17 protein-coding genes are annotated in these 19,104 nt (G+C 68.2%); 9 read left to right on the top strand and 8 right to left on the bottom strand.

Annotation, left to right across the window (positions count from 1 at the left end):
• Nucleotides 1-134 precede the first annotated feature (134 nt).
• The gene (locus ACSU1G_RS05040) at nucleotides 135-404 is read left to right on the top strand and encodes a hypothetical protein (protein ID WP_439278826.1); all 270 of its coding nucleotides are present in this window, start codon (nucleotides 135-137) and stop codon (nucleotides 402-404) included.
• A gap of 82 nt (nucleotides 405-486) precedes the next feature.
• Here ACSU1G_RS05040 and ACSU1G_RS05035 read toward each other — a convergent pair whose 3' ends face one another.
• The 5 genes from ACSU1G_RS05035 to ACSU1G_RS05015 all read right to left on the bottom strand — a co-directional run bounded on the left by ACSU1G_RS05035 (nucleotide 487) and on the right by ACSU1G_RS05015 (nucleotide 6,264).
• Nucleotides 487-1,329 (bottom strand): IclR family transcriptional regulator, encoded by an 843-nt coding sequence (locus ACSU1G_RS05035; RefSeq protein WP_439278825.1) that lies wholly within the window; start codon nucleotides 1,327-1,329, stop codon nucleotides 487-489.
• A 104-nt stretch (nucleotides 1,330-1,433) separates the two neighbouring features.
• The gene (locus ACSU1G_RS05030; protein WP_439278824.1) at nucleotides 1,434-2,678 is read right to left on the bottom strand and encodes an aminopeptidase P family protein; all 1,245 of its coding nucleotides are present in this window, start codon (nucleotides 2,676-2,678) and stop codon (nucleotides 1,434-1,436) included.
• 115 nt (nucleotides 2,679-2,793) lie between these two features.
• Complete coding sequence (locus tag ACSU1G_RS05025) at nucleotides 2,794-3,600, bottom strand: creatininase (protein WP_439278823.1); 807 nt, start codon at nucleotides 3,598-3,600, stop codon at nucleotides 2,794-2,796.
• The gene (locus tag ACSU1G_RS05020; protein ID WP_439278822.1) at nucleotides 3,597-5,366 is read right to left on the bottom strand and encodes a BCCT family transporter; all 1,770 of its coding nucleotides are present in this window, start codon (nucleotides 5,364-5,366) and stop codon (nucleotides 3,597-3,599) included. Before ACSU1G_RS05020 ends, ACSU1G_RS05025 begins: the two co-directional genes overlap by 4 nt.
• A gap of 214 nt (nucleotides 5,367-5,580) precedes the next feature.
• Entirely contained in the window at nucleotides 5,581-6,264 is a 684-nt protein-coding gene (locus ACSU1G_RS05015) for a GntR family transcriptional regulator (RefSeq protein WP_439278821.1), read from the bottom strand.
• A 125-nt stretch (nucleotides 6,265-6,389) separates the two neighbouring features.
• Between ACSU1G_RS05015 and glyA the strand changes: the two genes are divergently transcribed.
• From glyA to ligM, 8 genes are all read left to right on the top strand, one after another.
• Complete coding sequence (gene glyA / locus ACSU1G_RS05010; protein WP_439278820.1) at nucleotides 6,390-7,799, top strand: serine hydroxymethyltransferase; 1,410 nt, start codon at nucleotides 6,390-6,392, stop codon at nucleotides 7,797-7,799.
• Between the two features lies 1 nt (nucleotide 7,800).
• Entirely contained in the window at nucleotides 7,801-9,018 is a 1,218-nt protein-coding gene (locus ACSU1G_RS05005; RefSeq protein ID WP_439278819.1) for a sarcosine oxidase subunit beta family protein, read from the top strand.
• 23 nt (nucleotides 9,019-9,041) lie between these two features.
• On the top strand, nucleotides 9,042-9,407 hold the full coding sequence (locus ACSU1G_RS05000) for a sarcosine oxidase subunit delta (protein WP_439278818.1): 366 nt from the start codon (nucleotides 9,042-9,044) through the stop codon (nucleotides 9,405-9,407).
• A complete protein-coding gene (locus ACSU1G_RS04995; RefSeq protein ID WP_439278817.1) occupies nucleotides 9,404-12,358 on the top strand; it encodes a 2Fe-2S iron-sulfur cluster-binding protein in 2,955 nt (984 codons plus the stop codon). The genes ACSU1G_RS05000 and ACSU1G_RS04995 overlap by 4 nt, the downstream gene beginning before the upstream one ends.
• Nucleotides 12,351-12,971 (top strand): sarcosine oxidase subunit gamma, encoded by a 621-nt coding sequence (locus tag ACSU1G_RS04990; protein WP_439278816.1) that lies wholly within the window; start codon nucleotides 12,351-12,353, stop codon nucleotides 12,969-12,971. The genes ACSU1G_RS04995 and ACSU1G_RS04990 overlap by 8 nt, the downstream gene beginning before the upstream one ends.
• Nucleotides 12,968-14,410: an L-serine ammonia-lyase gene (locus ACSU1G_RS04985; RefSeq protein WP_439278815.1), complete on the top strand. Its 1,443-nt coding sequence runs from the start codon at nucleotides 12,968-12,970 to the stop codon at nucleotides 14,408-14,410. Before ACSU1G_RS04990 ends, ACSU1G_RS04985 begins: the two co-directional genes overlap by 4 nt.
• 96 nt (nucleotides 14,411-14,506) lie before the next feature.
• Entirely contained in the window at nucleotides 14,507-15,343 is an 837-nt protein-coding gene (locus ACSU1G_RS04980) for an SDR family NAD(P)-dependent oxidoreductase (RefSeq protein ID WP_439278814.1), read from the top strand.
• A gap of 96 nt (nucleotides 15,344-15,439) precedes the next feature.
• Nucleotides 15,440-16,852, top strand: a complete 1,413-nt coding sequence (gene ligM, locus ACSU1G_RS04975; protein WP_439278813.1) for a vanillate/3-O-methylgallate O-demethylase — start codon at nucleotides 15,440-15,442, stop codon at nucleotides 16,850-16,852.
• A 110-nt stretch (nucleotides 16,853-16,962) separates the two neighbouring features.
• Here ligM and ACSU1G_RS04970 read toward each other — a convergent pair whose 3' ends face one another.
• The 3 genes from ACSU1G_RS04970 to ACSU1G_RS04960 all read right to left on the bottom strand — a co-directional run bounded on the left by ACSU1G_RS04970 (nucleotide 16,963) and on the right by ACSU1G_RS04960 (nucleotide 19,087).
• Nucleotides 16,963-17,490 (bottom strand): flavin reductase family protein, encoded by a 528-nt coding sequence (locus ACSU1G_RS04970; RefSeq protein WP_439278812.1) that lies wholly within the window; start codon nucleotides 17,488-17,490, stop codon nucleotides 16,963-16,965.
• A 206-nt stretch (nucleotides 17,491-17,696) separates the two neighbouring features.
• Nucleotides 17,697-18,200, bottom strand: coding sequence for a MarR family winged helix-turn-helix transcriptional regulator (locus ACSU1G_RS04965; RefSeq protein WP_439278811.1), 504 nt, complete (start codon nucleotides 18,198-18,200; stop codon nucleotides 17,697-17,699).
• Nucleotides 18,201-18,298: 98 nt separating this feature from the next.
• Complete coding sequence (locus tag ACSU1G_RS04960; protein WP_439278810.1) at nucleotides 18,299-19,087, bottom strand: IclR family transcriptional regulator; 789 nt, start codon at nucleotides 19,085-19,087, stop codon at nucleotides 18,299-18,301.
• Nucleotides 19,088-19,104 lie beyond the last annotated feature (17 nt).

Raw genomic sequence — 19,104 nt, 5'->3', positions numbered from 1 at the left:
GGTGCGCCGCTACGGGTTCTACTACCGGTACGACACCCCGGAAGAGCTGGTGTTGCTGAACTGGCTCTGGCCCCTGGTCAACGACCGGCTGAACGACCTCACCCCGACGAAGAAGCCCACCGGCTGGATCACCGATGCAGTGGGGCGGCGCAAGCACCGCCCCGAAGCCCCCGTACCGTCGGTTGCGGGCCGCCGGAATCCTCAGCGACGCCCAGCGGGCCGAGCTGAAAGCCCGCCACGACAGTCTGGACCCGGTGGCCATCGCCACCGAGATCGACCGGAGTCAACAGAAACTGATCCGCTTGGCCGCCGCGACGGCCCGCGAGCTCGAAAGGGAGGCCCATGCCGCCACCGCCCCACCCGACCCCTCGGGCATCAAAATCCACCACCGACAGGCCAGCTAGATTTCCCGGGGACGTTGACTTGAGGCACCACGGAGGTGAGGGGTCTCGCGCTCGGGCCCATCTGGCGCGGGTGGCTGCAGGCCTATGGAAGGATGGCCCCGAGGCGCAGGGAGATGCGCTGGGCGGCGCCACCGCAGGCGGCGGACAGCTGCTCGACCGCCTCCTGCGGGACGCGGTAGAAGGGGGCCGCCACCAACACGCTGGCTACCACCTGTCCCCGATGGTCGTAGACCGGTGCGGCGATGCCGACCTCGTCCTGCGAGGTCTCGGTGTAGTTGACCGCGTAGCCGAGGCGGCGGACCTCGGCCACCCGCCGGAGGTAGTCCTCGGGCCCCGGGGGGTCCGTGAACTGGAGCGTCCCGTCCTGCAGGAGCTGCCGGACGGCATCAGGGTGTTCGTGGGCGAGATAGACCTGCACACTCGCGCTGTATCCGGTGGCATAGCGGCTGCCCAGCACGGAGGTGTGCTTGACCTGCTGGCGGCTGGGGACCTGCTCGACCGTGACGGCGGCGGCGCCGTCCCAGATGTTCAGCGCGGCGGTCTCCCCGGTGGACTCGGAGAGCTCCCGCAGGTCGTCCATGGCCACGCGGCGCACGTCCAGGTTGGCCAGCAGCGGACCGGCCACGACAATCAGTCCCAGACCCAGCCGGTACTTACGGGAGGTCTCGTCCCGTTCCACGACCTGCTCCTGTTCGAGGGTGGCGAGGATCCGAGACACGCTGGACTTGTGCAGGCCCACCTGGGCGGCGATCTCGGTGACGCCCACGAGGGGCTCCTCCACCGTGAAGCAGCGGATGACCTGCAGGACGTTGACGATCACGGAGGCGCCGCGCGCCCCGCCGGTGCCCCTCCCGGCCACGGCGGGACCGGAGGCCGCGCCGGAACCGGTGCGGCCGGCGTCGTGCTCGGTGCTGGTGGTGCTCATGGTGGTCCTCCCGGAACTCGGCGCTGATGCGCAACCTGGCTTCAGAATGCCATGGCCTGAGGCCCCGGCAGGGGACCTCAGGCCATGGCTGGAAGCGGCGCCCGTCAGGCGTCGATGATGTTGTTCTCCGGGCCGAAGCCGAACTTGGTGATGTTCTCGACCCCGCCGTCCTCGCCGATCACGAGGATGTCGTGCTCGCGGTAGCCGCCGGCGCCCGGCTCCCCGTCCATGATGGTGATCATCGGTTCCATGGAGACCACCATGCCCGGCTCGAGCACGGTGTCGATGTCCTCACGCAGCTCCAGGCCGGCTTCACGCCCGTAGTAGTGGGAGAGCACGCCGAAGGAGTGGCCGTAGCCGAAGGTGCGGTTGGGCAGCAGGCCGTGGCCGATGAAGATCTCGTTCAGCTCGTGGGCGATGTCCTTGCAGACCGCGCCGGGCTTGATCAGCTCGAGGCCGGCACGGTGCACCTCCACGTTGGCGTTCCACACCTGAAGGCTGCGCTCGTCCGGCTGGCCGAGGAACAGGGTGCGCTCCAGGGCGGTGTAGTAGCCCGAGGTCATGGGGAAGCAGTTCAGGGACAGGATGTCCCCGCGCTGCAGTCGGCGGGTGGTGGCCCAGTTGTGGGCGCCGTCCGTGTTGATGCCGGACTGGAACCAGACCCAGGTGTCCCGGACCTCGCGGTGCGGGAAGGTCTTGGCGATCTCGTGGACCATGGCCTCGGTGCCAATCAGGGCGACCTCGTACTCGGTGATGCCCTCACGGATGGCGGCCTTGATGGCCTCACCGCCGATATCGCCGATGCGGGCGCCGTGCTTGATGACCTCGATCTCCTCGGGGGACTTGATCATGCGCTGGCGCATGGCGTCCTGGGAGACGTCCAGCAGCTCGGCACCTTCGAAGGTGTCCTGGATGCGCTGGCGGGTCAGCCCCGGCAGGAAGTCGTCCTCGACGCCCAGGCGGGAGGCCTTCACGCCGTCCCGCTTCAGGGCCTCCTGCAGGCCGTAGAAGAAGTTGTCCCGCCTCCAGTCCGTGTACACGATGTTCTCGCCGTAACTGGTGCGCCAGGGCATGCCGGCGTCGATGTTCGCCGTCACCGTGGTCGAGTTGGTGGCGGTGACCACCAGCGCGTAGTTGCGCCCGAAGGTGGTGTAGAGGAAGTCCGAGTAGTACTTGATGCCGTGGTAGCTGGTCAGGATGACCGCGTCCAGGGACTTCTGGGCCATGATCTGGCGCAGTCCGGACAGGCGGCGCTCGAACTCGGCGTCCGAGAAGGTCAGCTGCTGCTTGGAGCCGTTGTGCAGGGTCTTCAGGCGCTCGAGGTCCGAGATGGCGTTCGCAGTGGACATGGGGTTCTCCTTGATAGGCCGTGGGTGAGTTGCATTAGGTGCAACGGCGTTGCATTGATTGTGCACCTGTGGTCCGCGTCACGTCAAGAGCTCGGGCGAATCCACGGGGCGGATGTCAGGCGGGGCCGGCCGCTAGGCCAAGTTCCGCCACGAGGTCTGCCGAGAGGTCGGCCACGACCTGCTCGAACATGAGCCGGCCCTTGCCGGCATCCGAGCCGGTCGGAGCTGACAGGCAGCCGGTCTCGGGGGTGCGGCCCGCCACCACGGGGAGCCGGTCGAAGCGCGGCAGCTGGGCCGGCGGGTGGTCCACGGCGCGCTCCAGCTGCACCAGCCCGGGTTCCAGGTGGAGCATCAGCGAGGTCTCCAGGACGCCGCCGTGCTCGATGTCCCAGCCGGGGAAGCCGTCCGGGTACACGGCCCCGAGGGTCTGCTCGGAGACGTAGTCCCAATAGGAGAGCAGCACCACGGACGGCCCGTCCTCGGCGGACAGCCCGAGGTCTCCGAGCGCCAGGTCCACCCCCTCATAGAGGAACTGGTAGTTCTCGTAATGCCCGTTGAGCAGCACCACATGCCGGACGCCCTGCGCCAGCAGGCTGGACACCAGGCACCGGGTGACCCCGATGAGGGTGACGGCGTCCAGGCTGACCGTGCCGGGCAGGTGGTTGCCGCCGCCCGACTTCTGCTGGGACTTGTAACCGTAGGTGAGGGGTTGGGCCACCCGGGCTCCGGTCTGCCGTGCCACGGCCTCGGCGATGGCGGTGGACAGCAGGCCATCCGTGCCCAGGGGTAGATGGGGGCCGTGCTGCTCGAAGGCGCCCACCGGGACCAGCGCCGTGGCCTGGCCGGTGGCCAGCCAGTCCCGGAAGGTGAAGGCGTCCGTGTGGGAGAGCCGGACCTCGGGGTGGATGCCTGGCCCGGTCATGAGATGTCCTGCGGATCGACGTAGGTGCCGGCGCCCACCCCGCGGCGGGGGTCGTGCCGCGGGATGCCGTCCTCGTCACACAGCTCGTCCTCCGCACGGTGGCCCGGATCGTTGATGTCCTTCTCGAGCTGACGGGTGGCGGCGGTGCGGGACCGCAGCCGCCGGATGAGGTTGATGATCATCAGCACGATCACGAAGGAGAACGGGAAGCCGCCGATGATGGTGCCGGTCTGGACCGTGTCCACAGCGTCCACCCCGCCGATGGACAGCAGCACCAGGGCCACGGTGGCGATGGAGGCCACCAGGATCACCCGGAACCAGGGGCCGGACTTCTTCGGGGCGGAGACGAACTCCGCCAGGGCGTAGGTGCCGGAGTCCAGCGAGGTGACGTAGTAGGTGGCCACCAGGATGGTCGCCACCATGATCAGCGCCGTGCCGATCCACGGCACCATCTCCAGCATGGAGAACAGGGCGGAGGAGGTGTCTTCGGCCGCGTCGGCCGAGATCTGACCCGTCTCGTTGTCGTAGTGGATGCCGGCGGAGCCGATGACGCCCACCCAGACCATGACGATCAACGACGGGATGATCGTCACGCCCAACACGAACTGGCGGATGGTGCGGCCGCGGGAGATGCGGGCGATGAAGCCGGCCACGAAGGGGGAGAAGGCGATGACCCAGCACCAGATGAACACGGTCCACCAGCCGTTCCAGCTGTCGGTCCAGTCCGCCAGCGGTGCCCCGCTGGTCTCGGCCCCGGCGAAGAAGCTCATGGGGATGAAGTGCTGGAAGAAGGAGCCGAACGTCTGGGACAGGTTGGAGAGCAGGTAGACGGTGGGGCCGAAGACGAACACGGCCACGACCAGCACGATGGACAGGATCGAGTTCGTCTCGCTGATGCGCTTCATCCCCTTGTTGACGCCCAGGAAGGCCGAGATGGCGGTCAGGATGCCGAAGGCCAGGATGACGATGATCCACACCAGGGTGCTGCTCTCGATCGGCAGCACCTTGGTGGCGCCGGAGGTGAACTGCATGGCGGCGAAGCCGAAGGAGGTGGCGAGGCCGAGCACGGTGGCGATGATGGCCAGCAGTTCGATCACGACGCCGGCCGGCCGCTGGGCGCGCTCCGGCAGGATGTCCACGGTCGCCTCGCGGAACGTGAGCGTCTTGCCCAGGTTGTGGTGCGAGTACGCCAGGCAGATGGCGACGACGCAGTACATGGCCCAGGCGGTCAGTCCCCAGTGGAAGTAGGTCCACACGATGCCGCCCTCGCCCGGGTTCGCACCGGTGGGGATGACGGGGGTCTCCTCCCGCAGCATGATGGGCTCCGCCACGGACCAGAAGATCAGGCCGATGCCCTGCCCGCAGGCGAAGAGCATGGAGTACCAGGAGAAGTTGCTGTGCTCGGGACGTGCTGTGGGCCCGCCGAGGCGGACCCTGCCGATCCGGCTGATGCACAACCAGGCGCAGACGCCGACGGCGAGGAGCGAGTAGAGCACGAACCACCAGGTGAAGCCGCCGGTGACGAAGGTCCGCAGCCGGCCGATCAGGGCGGCGGCGCCTTCGGGGTTGACCGTCACGGCCACCACGGCGGCGATGATCAGCAGCGGGGGCAGGACCATGATGATGGCCCGGTCCAGGGTCGGGATGATGCGGCCGCGGAATCGCGGCAGGGTGACGGTCCGGGTGTCGGCGGCCGCGGGGCTGTCCTCGGTGGCCGTGGCGGACACGCCTCCGGGATCCGGATCGTGGTTCTCAGGGGTGGACATGTCGACTTCCTCCAAGGGGTGCAGTCGCGGGGCGGCCCTTCGGGGCAGGGCCGGAACCGGGGGGTGATGACGGTTCGCGGATCGGAAGGGTCTGGATGTTGCAGTAAAGGCAACACTGTTGCGCTAAATAGTGACAGTGGCTCAGGTCACGGTCAACCCCTGGTCGGACATGCCGGGTCCGGAAGGTCCGAAAGCTCCAGGGTGCCTGGCGGGTTCAGATGGCGCTGCGGACCGCCGCGTCGAAGTGGCGCACATGCTCGGCGGCAATCGACTCCGCCCGGTCCTGGTCGCCGCCCAGGATCGCGTCCAGCAGGCCGAGGTGCTCCCGGATGTGGCCGGCCACCTCCGGGAGGCGGTCCACCACGACGCACCAGATCCGGGTGGCCAGGTTGTCCAGGCGGATCAAGGACTCCTCGAGGTGCTGGTTCCCGGCCGTGCGGTAGACCAGCCGGTGGACGGCCAGGTCCACAGCCATGACGTCCCGCCAGGGGGAGTCCTGCGAGAGTCGGGCGATGTCCTCCCGGGCCCGGATCAGTGCGGCACGGGTGTCCGGGTCCACGTTGCCGGCCGCCTTGCGTGCGGCGAGGGGTTCGAGGAGCTGGCGCACCTCGGAGACGGTGGCCAGTTCGGTGATGTCCACGCGGGTGGCGAAGGTCCCCCGGCGCGGGTAGGAGACCACCAGGTGATCCGTCTCCAGGCGTTTCATGGCCTCGCGCAGGGGGGTGCGTCCGTAGCCGAGCTCGGTCACCAGTTGCCCCTCGTGCAGGGGTTCTCCCGGGGCGATGTCCAGCATGATCAGTCGGTCACGGAGGGCGCGGTAGGCCTGCTCGGCGAGGGAGAGTCCCTGAGGGGCCTGCTGATCGAGGTCCTGGTGGCCGAGGTCCGTTGCGGTGGTCATGGGGTTCCTTCGGGTGTGCTGCCGATGCGGCGTGGGCCGGGGTCTTGACGAGCTGTGATCCCCATCATACTCTTGGTCGCAGCTTGATATATCAATTGTCTTTCAGCGTCGCCACAGGAGGCACCGTGACCCAGACCCAAGAGTCAGCCCAGACCGTACCCGCCGAACTGACCGCGACCCTGGCGGACCTGGATCCGGAGATCGCCGGTCACATCGACGCCGAGTTGCACCGCCAGCGCGAAGGCCTCGAGATGATCGCCTCAGAGAACCACACCGCCGCCGCCGTCATGCAGGCCCAGGGCTCAGTGCTGACCAACAAGTACGCGGAAGGCTATCCCGGGCGCCGCTACTACGGTGGCTGCGAGCACGTGGACGCCGTGGAGACACTGGCCATCGAGCGGGTCAAGAAGCTGTTCGGCTCGGCCTACGCCAATGTCCAGCCCCACTCCGGTGCCCAGGCCAACGCCTCCGTCATGCATGCGCTGATCCGCCCCGGGGACACCGTGCTCGGCCTGAACCTGGCGCACGGCGGCCACCTCACCCACGGGATGAAGATCAACTTCTCCGGCCGGCTGTACAACATCGTGGCCTACGGCGTGGACGAATCCACCCACCAGGTGGACATGGACGAGGTCGCCCGCCTGGCCCGTGAGAGCAACCCGAAGCTCATCATCGCCGGCTGGTCCGCCTACCCCCGCCAGCTCGACTTCGCCCGCTTCCGCGAGATCGCGGACGAGGTGGGTGCCTACCTGATGGTGGACATGGCCCACTTCGCCGGGCTCGTGGCCACCGGGCTGCATCCCTCCCCGGTGCCGCACGCCCACGTGGTCACCTCCACCACCCACAAGACCCTGGCCGGCCCGCGCGGCGGCATCATCCTGACCAATGACGCTGACATCGCCAAGAAGGTCAACTCCGCCGTCTTCCCGGGCCAGCAGGGCGGACCGCTCGAGCACGTGATCGCCGGCAAGGCCGTGGCCTTCAAGATCGCCGCCTCTGACGGCTTCAAGGACCGTCAGGAGCGGACCCTGACCGGCGCGCGCCTGCTCGCCGAGCGGCTCACCCGCCCGGACGTGGCCGAGCACGGGATCACCGTGCTGACCGGTGGCACGGACGTGCACTTGGTCCTCGTGGACCTGCGGGACTCCCCGCTGGACGGCCAGCAGGGCGAGGACCTGCTCGCCGCCGTGGACATCACCATCAACCGCAACGCCGTGCCGTTCGACCCGCGTCCGCCGATGACCACCTCCGGCCTGCGCATCGGCACCCCGGCGCTGGCCACCCGCGGCTTCGGAGAGGACGCCTTCCGCGAGGTCGCGGACATCATCGCGGAGACCCTCAAGGCCGGCGCCGCCGGTGCCGCTGCCCGCACCGAGGCAGGAGGCGACGCCGGCCCGGAAGGTGCCGCGGCCGGCGTCGTCCCCGGGGTGCCCGCCGAGGTACCCGCCGAGGTGCTCTCCGGCCTGCGCGAGCGCGCCCGCGCGCTGGCCGCCGCCCACCCGCTCTACCCCAACCTGACACCGATGGGAGCCTGACATGGCCGATCTGCTACCCGAGCACCCAGATTTCCTGTGGCGCAACCCGGACCCCAAGCCGAGCTATGACGCCGTGATCGTCGGCGGCGGCGGCCACGGCCTGGCCACCGCCTACTACCTGGCCTCACAGCACGGGATGACCAACATCGCCATCCTCGAGCGAGGCTGGCTGGCCGGCGGCAACATGGCCCGCAACACCACGATCATCCGCTCGAACTACCTGTGGGACGAGTCGGCCGCGATCTACGAGCACTCCCTCAAACTGTGGGAGGGCCTGCCGGAGGAGCTGGAGTACGACTTCCTGTTCTCCCAGCGTGGCGTGATGAACCTGGCCCACACCCTGCAGGACGTGCGCGAGTCCAAGCGCCGCGTGAACGCCAACGTGCTCAACGGCGTGGACGCCGAGTGGCTGGACCCGCAGCAGGTCAAGGAACTCTGCCCGATCATCAACACCGGTGACGACATCCGCTACCCGGTCATGGGGGCCACGTACCAGCCGCGCGCCGGGATCGCCAAGCACGACCACGTGGCCTGGGCCTTCGCCCGCAAGTGCGACGAGATGGGCGTGGACATCATCCAGAACTGCGAGGTCACCGGCTTCGTCAAGGACGGCAACCGGGTGGTGGGCGTGGAGACGTCCCGCGGCCGGATCAACGCCGGCAAGGTGGCACTGGCGGCCGCCGGACACTCCTCGGTGCTGGCCGACCTGGCCGGGTTCCGGCTGCCGATCCAGTCCCATCCCCTGCAGGCCCTGGTCTCGGAACTGTTCGAGCCGGTACACCCCACCGTGGTGATGTCCAACCACATCCACGTCTATGTCTCCCAGGCGCACAAGGGCGAGCTGGTCATGGGGGCGGGGCTCGACGCCTACAACGGCTACGGCCAGCGCGGCGCCTTCCACGTGGTGGAGGAGCAGCTGGCCGCGGCGTGCGAGCTGTTCCCCATCTTCTCCCGGGCGCATCTGCTGCGGACGTGGGGAGGGATCGTGGACACCACCTTCGACGCCTCACCCATCATCTCCACCACGCCGATCGACGAGCTCTACGTCAACTGCGGCTGGGGCACGGGCGGCTTCAAGGGCACCCCGGCCTCGGGCTACACCTTCGCGCACACCATCGCCACCGGCGAGGCCCACCCGCTGAACGCCCCGTTCGCGCTGGACCGCTTCGAGACCGGACACCTCATCGACGAGCACGGCGCCGCCGCCGTGGCCCACTAGGAAGGTACAGGCAGGAGAGAACCATGCTACTGATCGACTGCCCGCACTGCGGGCCGCGCAACGAGACCGAATTCCACTACGGGGGCCAGGCCCACATCGCCTATCCCGAAGACCCGCACTCCGTGGACGACCGCGGCTGGGCCGAGTACCTGTTCTACCGGGACAACCCCAAGGGGATGTTCGCCGAACGCTGGCAACACGGTGCCGGTTGCCGCAAGTGGTTCAACGCCCTGCGGGACACCCGGACCTATGAGTTCACGGCCACCTATCCGGCCGGGACGCCCCGCCCCGACACCGATGAGCTGAAGGACCCGGGTCATAGCAACTCCACCCGGACCACCCCCTCCAGCCCCGTCAACCCTTCCACCGATCACGGAGGCCACCAGTGAGCACCGCCAACACCTCCCGTCTTGAGGCCGGACGCGCCCCCGGACACGGGATCGACCGCAGCCGTGAGATCGCCTTCACGGTGGACGGCACCGACTACGCCGGCCACCCCGGTGACACGCTGGCCAGCGCCCTCGTGGCCGCCGGGCGTGTGGACTGTGGGCCCTCCCTGTACCTGCGCCGTCCCCGCGGCATCCTGTCCGCCGGGGTGGAGGAGGCCAACGCCCTGGTGACCGTGGCCGCCCGCTTCACCGGCCACGTGGACGAGTCCATGCTGCCGGCCACCACGGTCGGCCTGACCGAGGGGATGCGCGCCGGGTACCTCTCCGGACTCGGCGTGATGGACCCGACGAAGGACGAGGCGGTCTACGACCACAAGTTCGTCCATGCCGACGTGCTCGTGGTCGGGGCGGGACCGGCCGGACTGGCCGCGGCCCGCGAGGCCGCGAAATCCGGTGCCCGCACCATCCTGATGGACGACCAGCCCGCCCCGGGTGGTTCACTGCTCTCCGGCCGTGCCGGTGACGGCGAGGACACCATCGACGAGATGGACGCCCGGGACTGGGCCGCCGCGACCCTCGACCGCCTCGCCGCCGCCGAGGACTTCACCTACCTGCCCCGCACCACCGCCTTCGGCAGCTACGACGAGAACTTCGTGGTGGCCGTACAGCACCGTACCGACCATCTGCCGCCGCGCGAGCGGCCCGGGGTGTCCCGCCAGCGGATCTGGCACGTGCGCGCCAGCCAGGTGGTACTGGCCACCGGCAGCCACGAGCGCCCGATCGTGTTCGCCAACAACGACCGCCCCGGCATCATGCTGGCCGGGGCCGTGCGTACCTACCTGAACCGGTACGCCGCGCTCGCCGGCGAGCGGATCGCGGTGGCCACCACCAACGACTCCGCCTACTCACTCGTGGCGGACCTGCACGCCGCCGGCGCCACCGTGGTGGCCGTCGTCGACTCCCGGCCGGAGGCCTCCGCCACCGCGCGTCAGGTGCTCGAGTCCACGGACGTGCGCGGCATCTTCGGTGCCGCCGTGGCGGACACCGCCGGTGACGGACCCGCCGGGCGGATCAGCGGCATCACCGTCTCCGCGGTGGATGAGACCGGCGCTCTGACGGGGGATCCGGAGCGGTTGGACGTGGACCTGCTCGCCGTCTCCGGCGGGCACTCCCCGGTGGTCCACCTGCACAGCCAGCGCCAGGGCGCCCTGCGCTGGGATGAGGCGATCGCCGCGTTCGTGCCGTCCGCCGCCGTGAAGAACCAGCAGACGGTGGGTGCCATGACCGGCGCCGGAACCCTGCGCGAAGCCTTGGCGCAGGGCGCCGAGGCGGGCCATTGGGCGGCGCAGTCCACCGGCTCCGCCGCACCGCTGCTGATCCCGGACGCGCCGGCCCCCGCCGCCGCACCGGGTGCCATCCGCCCGCTGTGGCTGGTGCCGGCCCTGGCCGGCGAGCCGGTGGACTGGGACACCCATTTCGTGGACTTCCAGCGGGACCAGACCGTGGCCGATGTCCTGCGGGCCACCGGGGCCGGGATGCGCTCGGTGGAGCACGTCAAGCGCTACACCTCGATCTCCACCGCCAACGACCAGGGCAAGACCTCCGGGGTCAACGCGATCGGCGTGATCGCCGCGGCGCTGAATGAGGGCGACCTCGGCGAGATCGGCACCACCACCTTCCGCGCGCCGTTCACCCCGGTGGCCTTCGCCGCCGTGGCCGGCCGCCGCCGCGGGACGCTGTTCGATCCGGCGCGCGTCACCTCGATCCACCCCTGGCACGAGGCGGCCGGGGCCGAGTTCGAGGACGTGGGCCAGTGGAAGCGCCCCTGGTACTACCCGCAGGCGGGGGAGGACCTGGACGCCGCCGTCTACCGCGAGTGTGCCGCCGTGCGTGACTCCGTGGGTTTCATGGACGCCTCCACCCTCGGCAAGATCGAGATCCGCGGAGCCGATTCGGCCGAGTTCCTCAACCGCATCTACACCAACGCGTTCCTCAAGCTGAAGGTGGGGATGGGCCGCTACGGGCTGATGTGCTCCGCGGACGGCATGCTCTTCGACGACGGCGTGACCATGCGCCTGGCCGAGGACCGGTTCTTCATGACCACCACCACCGGCGGGGCCGCCAAGGTCCTGGACTGGCTGGAGGAGTGGCATCAGACCGAGTGGCCGGAGCTGGACGTGGTGTTCACCTCGGTGACCGAGCAGTGGAACACGATCGCCGTCGTCGGGCCGAAGTCCCGCGCGGTGGTGGCGAAGCTGGCCCCGGACCTGGATGTCTCCAACGAGGCCTTCCCGTTCATGGCCTTCCGTGAGACCACCCTGGCCAACGGGACCCGCGCCCGGATCTGCCGGATCTCCTTCTCCGGAGAGCTCGCGTTCGAGATCAACGTCGAGGCCTTCTCCGGGCTGTCCACCTGGGAGGCCGCGGCGGAGGCCGGTGCCGAGTTCGGGATCACCCCGTACGGCACCGAGACCATGCACGTGCTGCGCGCCGAGAAGGGCCTCATCATCATCGGCCAGGACACGGATGGCACCGTGACCCCGCAGGACGCCGGGATGGACTGGGCCGTGTCGAAGAAGAAGGACTTCGTGGGCAACCGCTCCTTCTCCCGGGCGCACACCGCCCGGCCGGACCGCCGTCATCTGGTCGGCGTGCTCCCCGTGGACCGCACCACGCGGCTCGCGGAGGGTGCCCAGCTGGTGATGGCCGGGACCCCCCTGACTCCCGACGCCGGCCCGGTCCCGATGATCGGCCACGTCACCTCCTCCTACAACTCGCCCGCCCTGGGCCGGACCTTCGGTCTGGCCCTCGTGGACAACGGCCGGAACCGCATCGGCGAGATCGTGCATTCACCGCTGGGCGCCGGTGGCCCGAACGGCGATGAATACGTCGAGGTGGAGATCACCTCGTCCAACCTCTACGACCCCGAAGGGACCCGCCGTGATGGCTGAGAACCTGACCACCCGACCACTCCGCACCTCCCCGGCGGCCCACCTGGCCGAGCTCATGGAGGCGGCCGAGGTGACCGGCGCCCGCGCCGTGTCCCTGCGTGAGCTGCCCTTCACCGTCCAGGTCGGCTTGCGGGCCACCCCGGGCAGCGCGTCCGCCCGGGCCCTGGAAGCCACACTGGGCGTGCCGTTGCCGACCGGTCACGGCCAGAGCACCGGGAACGCCTCCGGACAGCACGTACTGTGGCTGGCCCCGGACGAGTTCCTGGCCGTGGACGTCTCCCGGGAGCAGTCCACGGGAGACGCAGACGGCCTCGAGGCGGCCCTCGAGGGGCTGCCGGGCCAGGTGCTGGACCTCTCCGCCAACCGCACCATCCTCGAGCTGGCCGGCCCCTCGGCCCGGGAGGTCCTGGAGAAGGGGTGCCAGGCGGACCTGCACCCGCGCTCCTTCCCCGTCGGTCAGGCGATCGTGACGGCAGTGGGAGTGGTCCCGGTGCTGCTGCACCGCTCCGGGGAACAGGAATACCGCGTCTACCCCCGTGCATCCTTCGCCGAGTTCCTCGTACGCTGGTTGGTGGACGCCATGTCGGAGTTCCGTCAGGAGGACGTACTGTGACCTTGAGTGTGCTGGACCTGTTCTCGATCGGCCTGGGACCTTCGTCATCCCACACCGTGGGCCCCATGCGGGCCGCCCGCCTCTTCTCCCGATCCCTGGCCGAATCCGGCCGACTGGGAGAGGTGGTGGGGATCAAGGCCGTGCTGTTCGGCTCCCTCGGCGCCACAGGTCGGGGCCACGGCTCGGACGACGCCGTGATCCTCGGCCTGGCCGGGTTGGACCCGGAGACGATCGGTGCTGATGAGGCCCCCGTGGTGGTGGCGGAGGCCGCGGACTCCGGACGGTTGAGGCTGGACGGCACGCACGAGGTGGCCTTCTCCGCGCAGGATGACGTGGTGCTCAACGGCTGGGAGTCCTTACCCGGCCACCCCAATGGGATGCGCCTGACCGCCTACTCCACCGAGGAGGCTGCTGCAGCAGCTGGGACCGGAGTCGAAGACCGTGCCGAGGGGGCCGGCGTCGTGTCCACCCAGGAGTACTACTCCGTGGGCGGCGGATTCGTGGTCACGGCGGAGGACATGACGAATCCGGCGGATGCCGAGCCCGACGTCCCCGAGCCGTACCCGTTCGTCAGCGGGGACGAGCTGCTGCAACGCTGCCGCGAGTCAGGGCTGTCCATCGCGCAGGTCATGCACGCCAATGAACTCACCCGGCACACGGCCGAGGAGATCCGCAGCTCACTGCTGCAGGTGTGGGCCGTCATGCAGGAGTGCGTGGAGAATGGCTGCACCCGCACCGAGGAGGTGTTGCCGGGCGTCCTGCTGGCCAAGCGGCGCGCACCCGGACTGCGGCGCCGGCTGCGCGAGCAAGAGGCGAAGGGAGATACGAAGGACGCCCTGTGGGCCATGGAGTGGGTCAACCTCTTCGCCCTGGCTGTCAATGAGGAGAACGCCTCTGGCGGCCGCGTGGTCACCGCCCCGACCAACGGGGCCGCGGGGATCATCCCGGCCGTGCTGCACTACTTCGACATGTTCCGCGAGTGCAATGACGACAAGGTGGAGGAGTTCTTGCTGACGGCCGGCGCCATCGGCACCCTGTTCAAGCGCAATGCCTCCATCTCCGGCGCCGAGGTCGGCTGCCAGGGCGAGGTGGGCTCGGCCTGTTCCATGGCCGCCGGTGCGCTGTGCGCCGTGCTGGGCGGGACCCCCGAACAGGTGGAGAACGCCGCCGAGATCGGCCTGGAGCACAACCTCGGACTGACCTGCGACCCGATCGCCGGCCTGGTGCAGATCCCCTGCATCGAGCGCAACGCGATCGGCTCCGTCAAGGCCATCAACGCCGCCCGGCTGTCCCTGGCCGGGGACGGCACCCACCGGGTGTCCCTCGACGAGTGCATCACCACCATGCGGGATACCGGCCGGGACATGATGTCCAAGTACAAGGAGACCTCCCGCGGCGGACTCGCCGTGAACGTGGCGGTGAACATCCCGGAGTGCTGAGGCGGTTTTCCGTCCGGTGAAAGGGGAACGGACGGGTGGGGCCGCACCGGCGACGATGGGTGCTGACCACACCTTTGCTTCCGGATGGAGATCCCCGTGTCAGACACCGAATTCCCCGCGCCCCTCACCGACGCCCTGGCCAGCCCCCCGGACCGGTGGCTCCAGGGCCGGACGGCGGTGGTGGCCGGTGGCGGCCTGTCCGGCCCGCTGGGCAACGTGGGCTTCGCGATGTCCTGGCTCTACCATCTTGCCGGGGCTCGCGTGGCCGTCCTGGACCGAGACGAGCAGGCCGCGGCCCGGACCGTGCAGGCGATCCGGGATGCGGGGGGAGAGGCCGAGGCCTTCGCCGTGGACCTGCTCGATCAGGAGTCGACCAGGACTGCGGTGAACGCCGCGCAGGAGCACTTCGGCCGGCTGGACGTGGTGGCCACCACCATCGGCGGCGGCGGTGCCGTCAGTGTCTTCGAGGTCAGCGAAGAGGAGTGGGACCGCACCTTCGACCTCAACCTCAAGGCCGCCTGGCGGCTGATGGTCGCCGCGAAACCCCACCTGAAACCCGGCGGATCGATCGTCACCGTCTCCTCGGGGGCCGCCGAGGGCCGCGGCCCCGCCATGCCCTACTCCATCGCCAAGACGGGGATCGAGAAACTCTCCGTGGGGGCCGCCGCCTCGCTGGCCCCGCAGGGTGTCCGCGTCAACTGCATCCGTGTCGGCATGATCTGGGGTGCCTTCGCGGCCCGCGGCATGAGCGAGGAGCAACGGGAGACGCGACGGAAGAACGTGGCGCTGCAGACCGAGGGGTCCCCCTGGGACATCGCCTCGGCCGCGGTGTTCCTGTCCACGGACCAGGCCCGGTGGATCTCCGGCCAGGTGTTGGCCGTGGATGGCGGTGGTTTTGCGATGCGCAACGTCGGCGCGGCTGGCTCGAAGTAACCTCCTGCGCCGCAGGTGTTGCCGAGATCACAGGTCTATACCTATGCTCATAGGTAGTAAGCGCCGTCACACCCCCAAACCTCAGGAGAATCAGTCATGCCGGACCAGAAGTCGTTGCAGCAGGCCATGGAAGCCGCGGGGAGCCCCGTGGAGATGATGCGGAACTCGAAGGTGGGCGCCTACGTCTACCCCGTGGTGGCCCCTGAGTTCACCAACTGGCGGGACGAGGTCATCGCCTGGCGCGAGTCCGCCGTGATGTTCGACCAGACCCACCACATGGACAACCTGATCATCAAAGGCCCGGACGCCAAGAAGCTCGTCTCCTACACCGCGATCAACTCGCTGGAGAACTTCCCCGTCAACCGCGCCAAGCAGTATGTCCCGGTCACCCCGGCCGGCCACGTCATCGGCGACGGCATCCTGTTCCACGAGGAGCAGGACCAGTTCACCTACGTGGGCCGCGCACCCGCCACCAACTGGCTGAAGTTCCACGCCGAGACCGGCGGCTATGACGTCGAGCTCATCGAGGACCGGCGCTCGCCGTCCCGCCCCATGGGCAAGTCCGTGTCCCGCGAGTACTGGCGGCTGCAGATCCAGGGCCCTAAGGCCTGGGACGTCATCGAGAAGGTCAACGGCGGCCCCGTGGAGCAGCTGAAGTTCTTCCACATGGACACCATGAACGTGGCCGGTACCCGCGTGCGCACCCTGCGCCACGGCATGGCCGGCGCCCCCGGGCTCGAGCTGTGGGGCGACTACAAGGACTACGACAAGGTCCGCGAGGCCATCATGGAGGCCGGCGCCGAGTTCGGCCTGGCCGCCGTGGGCGCCCGTGCGTACTCCTCGAACACCCTGGAATCCGGGTGGATCCCCTCACCGCTGCCCGCCATCTACTCGGGCGACGGCATGCTCGCCGACTACCGGGCCTGGCTCGGGGCGGACTCCTATGAGGCGAACAACGCGATCGCCGGCTCCTTCGTCTCGAACAACATCGAGGACTACTACACGACCCCGTGGGAGCTGGGCTACGGCAACTTCATCAAGTTCGACCACGACTTCATCGGCCGCGAGGCCCTGGAGCAGGTCGACGCCTCCGCACAGCGCCACAAGGTGACGCTGGCCTGGGACGACGCGGACATGGCCACCATCCACGCCTCCATGTACGGCAAGGGCGAGATCGGCTACAAGTTCTTCGACCTGCCGAACGCCAACTACGGCTCCTCTAACTTCGATTCCGTGGTGGACGAGTCCGGCAAGGTCGTGGGGTTGTCCATGTTCACCGGCTATTCGGCCAATGAGCGCACGGCGCTCTCCCTGGCCGTGGTGGACCCGTCCGTGAAGGTCGGAGACCGCCTCAAGGTCATCTGGGGCGAGCCTGACGGCGGCTCCGGCAAGACCACCGTGGAGCGTCACCGCCAGATCGAGGTCAACGTGACGGTCTCCCCGGTGCCTTACTCCTCCGAGGTGCGGGACAACTACGAGGGCTCCTGGCGCCGGGCCGGCCAGGTCTGAGCCATCCTCTCGGGCGGTTGTACCTGACCCTGTAGCACCAAGGGGTGCCCGCATAGTGGCGGGCGCCCCTTGGTGTTGAGGGAGGTTTCTCGACGTCCTATAACCCAAGGTCACCCCTCGTCAAGGTGGCAATATAGGCGGTTCTTGTACAGCAGTGGGGTTCTGGATTCCGAGGATGAGCTTTTGTCTACTCTCAAGGTGATGAGGAGGGATCCGCTCGCCTCAAAACGATGGGCGATGGTCCCCCAGGCCCAGGATTGTACATCCGTGATGAGGGGCGCACCATCGGGCATCGGCGTCCATGCGAGGTCGGCGAATCGATCGATGCCTGAAGTAGCGAAGTGTTGGGCAAGGTCTTGATGGTTCGTATCGAGAAGGTGGACGGTGGCATGTTCCATGACCTTCATGGCTTCTAGGCTGGAGGACGTGGAGGATACCGAGAAGACCAAGAGTGGCGGCTCGGCAGACAGCGAAATGACGGACGTGGCGGTGAAGCCCACTGGCTTGGTGGTGCCTTTTGCTGTCACGACTGCTACTGGCCCCGGGTGAGACCTGAAAAGGGACTTGAAAGCGTCAGGGGAAACGTGCCCGGTCACGCTCGTGAGATTCGTGTCGGTGTCACGTGTCAGTGTCTTCATCGTCTGTGCGCTCCTCGAATCTGGAAATTCCGGGCCAGGGCAAGCATCGGAAAAATAGTAACAACTGATAGTATTCACGACCGCGACTTGGTCGTCAATGGTGAACAGTCGTTATTTTCGCGGAGTAGTAGGTGATAATTTTGTCACAAGCGGGATGGAATCAGTGGGACTGTACGACGCAACTTAGGGTTTTACGTCGTGCCGCGTCAGGACAAGAACTCGTCGCTTCGGTTGTTGAGTCGCTCAATCAACGCAAGGAAGAAGGTCTTCTCGTCGGCGTTGAGGACGTCCATGACGTGGACGATGTCTTCCAGTGCTTGTGGCGCGATGTGGTTATACAGCATCTGGCCTGCGTCTGTCGGGAATAGTCGCCTTCGCCGTGAGTCGTTCGGGTCGATCTGAGATGTCACGCGCTCGGCAGAGCGCAGTGTCTGTACGGAGCGGCTAACGCTCATGGCGGGCAACGCTGTAGTGGCCGCGATTTCGGAGCCGGTTACTCCCGGTCTTTGAACGATTTGAACGAGGACCCTCCAGTCAGAGAGGGTGATCTCGAACTGGGCGGATACTTGCTGCTGGAATGGCCTTTCTAGAATCTGAGCCAGCCTATTGATTCGGCCGGCCAAGCGGAGTTCCGTACTCATGAACACCGGAGGCCTGCTCGTGCTGTCGTCTTCTGAGGAGGGTGCCAGCGGGCCGGATTCTTCGGACATATCGTCTGGCTCAAACTCCCTGCGGTGATCATTCTGTGGACTGGCCTGACGTTGGGTATCCCAGACTCTAAATTGCCATGGTCACTCTATCTCGCACTTTAGGCGATGCGAAGATCTTGGAGGGTGTTGCTTTCGTCGTCCGGTCCGTTGAGGGCGGCGGAGATTCGGCGCGCAGTGGTCAGCAGGGGCGGGATCAGCTGCTGTGCGGTGAAGCGGTCCTTCGGGGCGGTGACGCCCACCGCGGCCACGGCACGACCATGAGGTCCGGTGATCGGGGCGGCCAAGGCGACGACGCCGGTGGCGATCTGGTCATAGGCCACGGCCACGCCATGCTGGCGGACCTCGGCCAGCAACAGACGCAACTCCTCCGGATCGGTGACCGTGTGCGGCGAATAGGCCATCAGCGGCTGGCGCAGGGAGGCCTCCAGCTCCGCCGGGGTGGCGGCGGCGAGCAGGACGCGGCCGGTGGCGGTGGCGTGCATGGGCCATCGCCCGCCGAAGCGGCTCGTCACCGGGGCGCCGCCGGGGGTCAGCATGGACTCCAGGTACAGGACGTCCTGCTGGATCGACACTGAGAGGTGGATGTTCGTGTTCGTGGCGTGGTGGAGGCCGTGGAGGTAGGGGTGTGCCAACTGCTTGAGCCTCAGGCGATGGCCGGCCAGAGAGCCCAATTCGAGGACCTTCAGGCCGATGGTGTATTCGCCGTCCGGCTGGCGGTGCAGGGCGCCCCATTCAGTGAGCTCGCCGACGAGGCGGTGGGCGGTGGGCAGGGTGAGCCCGGCGCGGCGGGCGATCGAACTGAGGGTCAGGCTGTCGTGGCGGTCGGTGAACGTGTCCAGGATGGCCAAAACGCGACCGGCGGCGGTGGGCTTCGACGGTGATGTCACAAGGGACTCCTTCTGAG

It is taken from the genome of Microbacterium sp. A93 (genome assembly GCF_051842835.1).
This window is presented reverse-complemented; position numbering and strand designations above follow the sequence as displayed.

Coding starts and splice junctions, on each gene's coding strand:
- ACSU1G_RS04965 (WP_439278811.1), bottom strand. CDS start 18,200: ATGTCCGAAGAATCCGGCCCGCTGGCACCCTCCTCAGAAGACGACAGC.
- ACSU1G_RS05015 (WP_439278821.1), bottom strand. CDS start 6,264: ATGACCACCGCAACGGACCTCGGCCACCAGGACCTCGATCAGCAGGCC.
- ACSU1G_RS05040 (WP_439278826.1), top strand. CDS start 135: ATGCAGTGGGGCGGCGCAAGCACCGCCCCGAAGCCCCCGTACCGTCGG.
- ACSU1G_RS05025 (WP_439278823.1), bottom strand. CDS start 3,600: ATGACCGGGCCAGGCATCCACCCCGAGGTCCGGCTCTCCCACACGGAC.
- ACSU1G_RS05030 (WP_439278824.1), bottom strand. CDS start 2,678: ATGTCCACTGCGAACGCCATCTCGGACCTCGAGCGCCTGAAGACCCTG.
- ACSU1G_RS04970 (WP_439278812.1), bottom strand. CDS start 17,490: ATGAAGACACTGACACGTGACACCGACACGAATCTCACGAGCGTGACC.
- ACSU1G_RS05005 (WP_439278819.1), top strand. CDS start 7,801: ATGGCCGATCTGCTACCCGAGCACCCAGATTTCCTGTGGCGCAACCCG.
- ACSU1G_RS04990 (WP_439278816.1), top strand. CDS start 12,351: ATGGCTGAGAACCTGACCACCCGACCACTCCGCACCTCCCCGGCGGCC.
- ACSU1G_RS05000 (WP_439278818.1), top strand. CDS start 9,042: ATGCTACTGATCGACTGCCCGCACTGCGGGCCGCGCAACGAGACCGAA.
- ACSU1G_RS05035 (WP_439278825.1), bottom strand. CDS start 1,329: ATGAGCACCACCAGCACCGAGCACGACGCCGGCCGCACCGGTTCCGGC.
- ACSU1G_RS05020 (WP_439278822.1), bottom strand. CDS start 5,366: ATGTCCACCCCTGAGAACCACGATCCGGATCCCGGAGGCGTGTCCGCC.
- ligM (WP_439278813.1), top strand. CDS start 15,440: ATGCCGGACCAGAAGTCGTTGCAGCAGGCCATGGAAGCCGCGGGGAGC.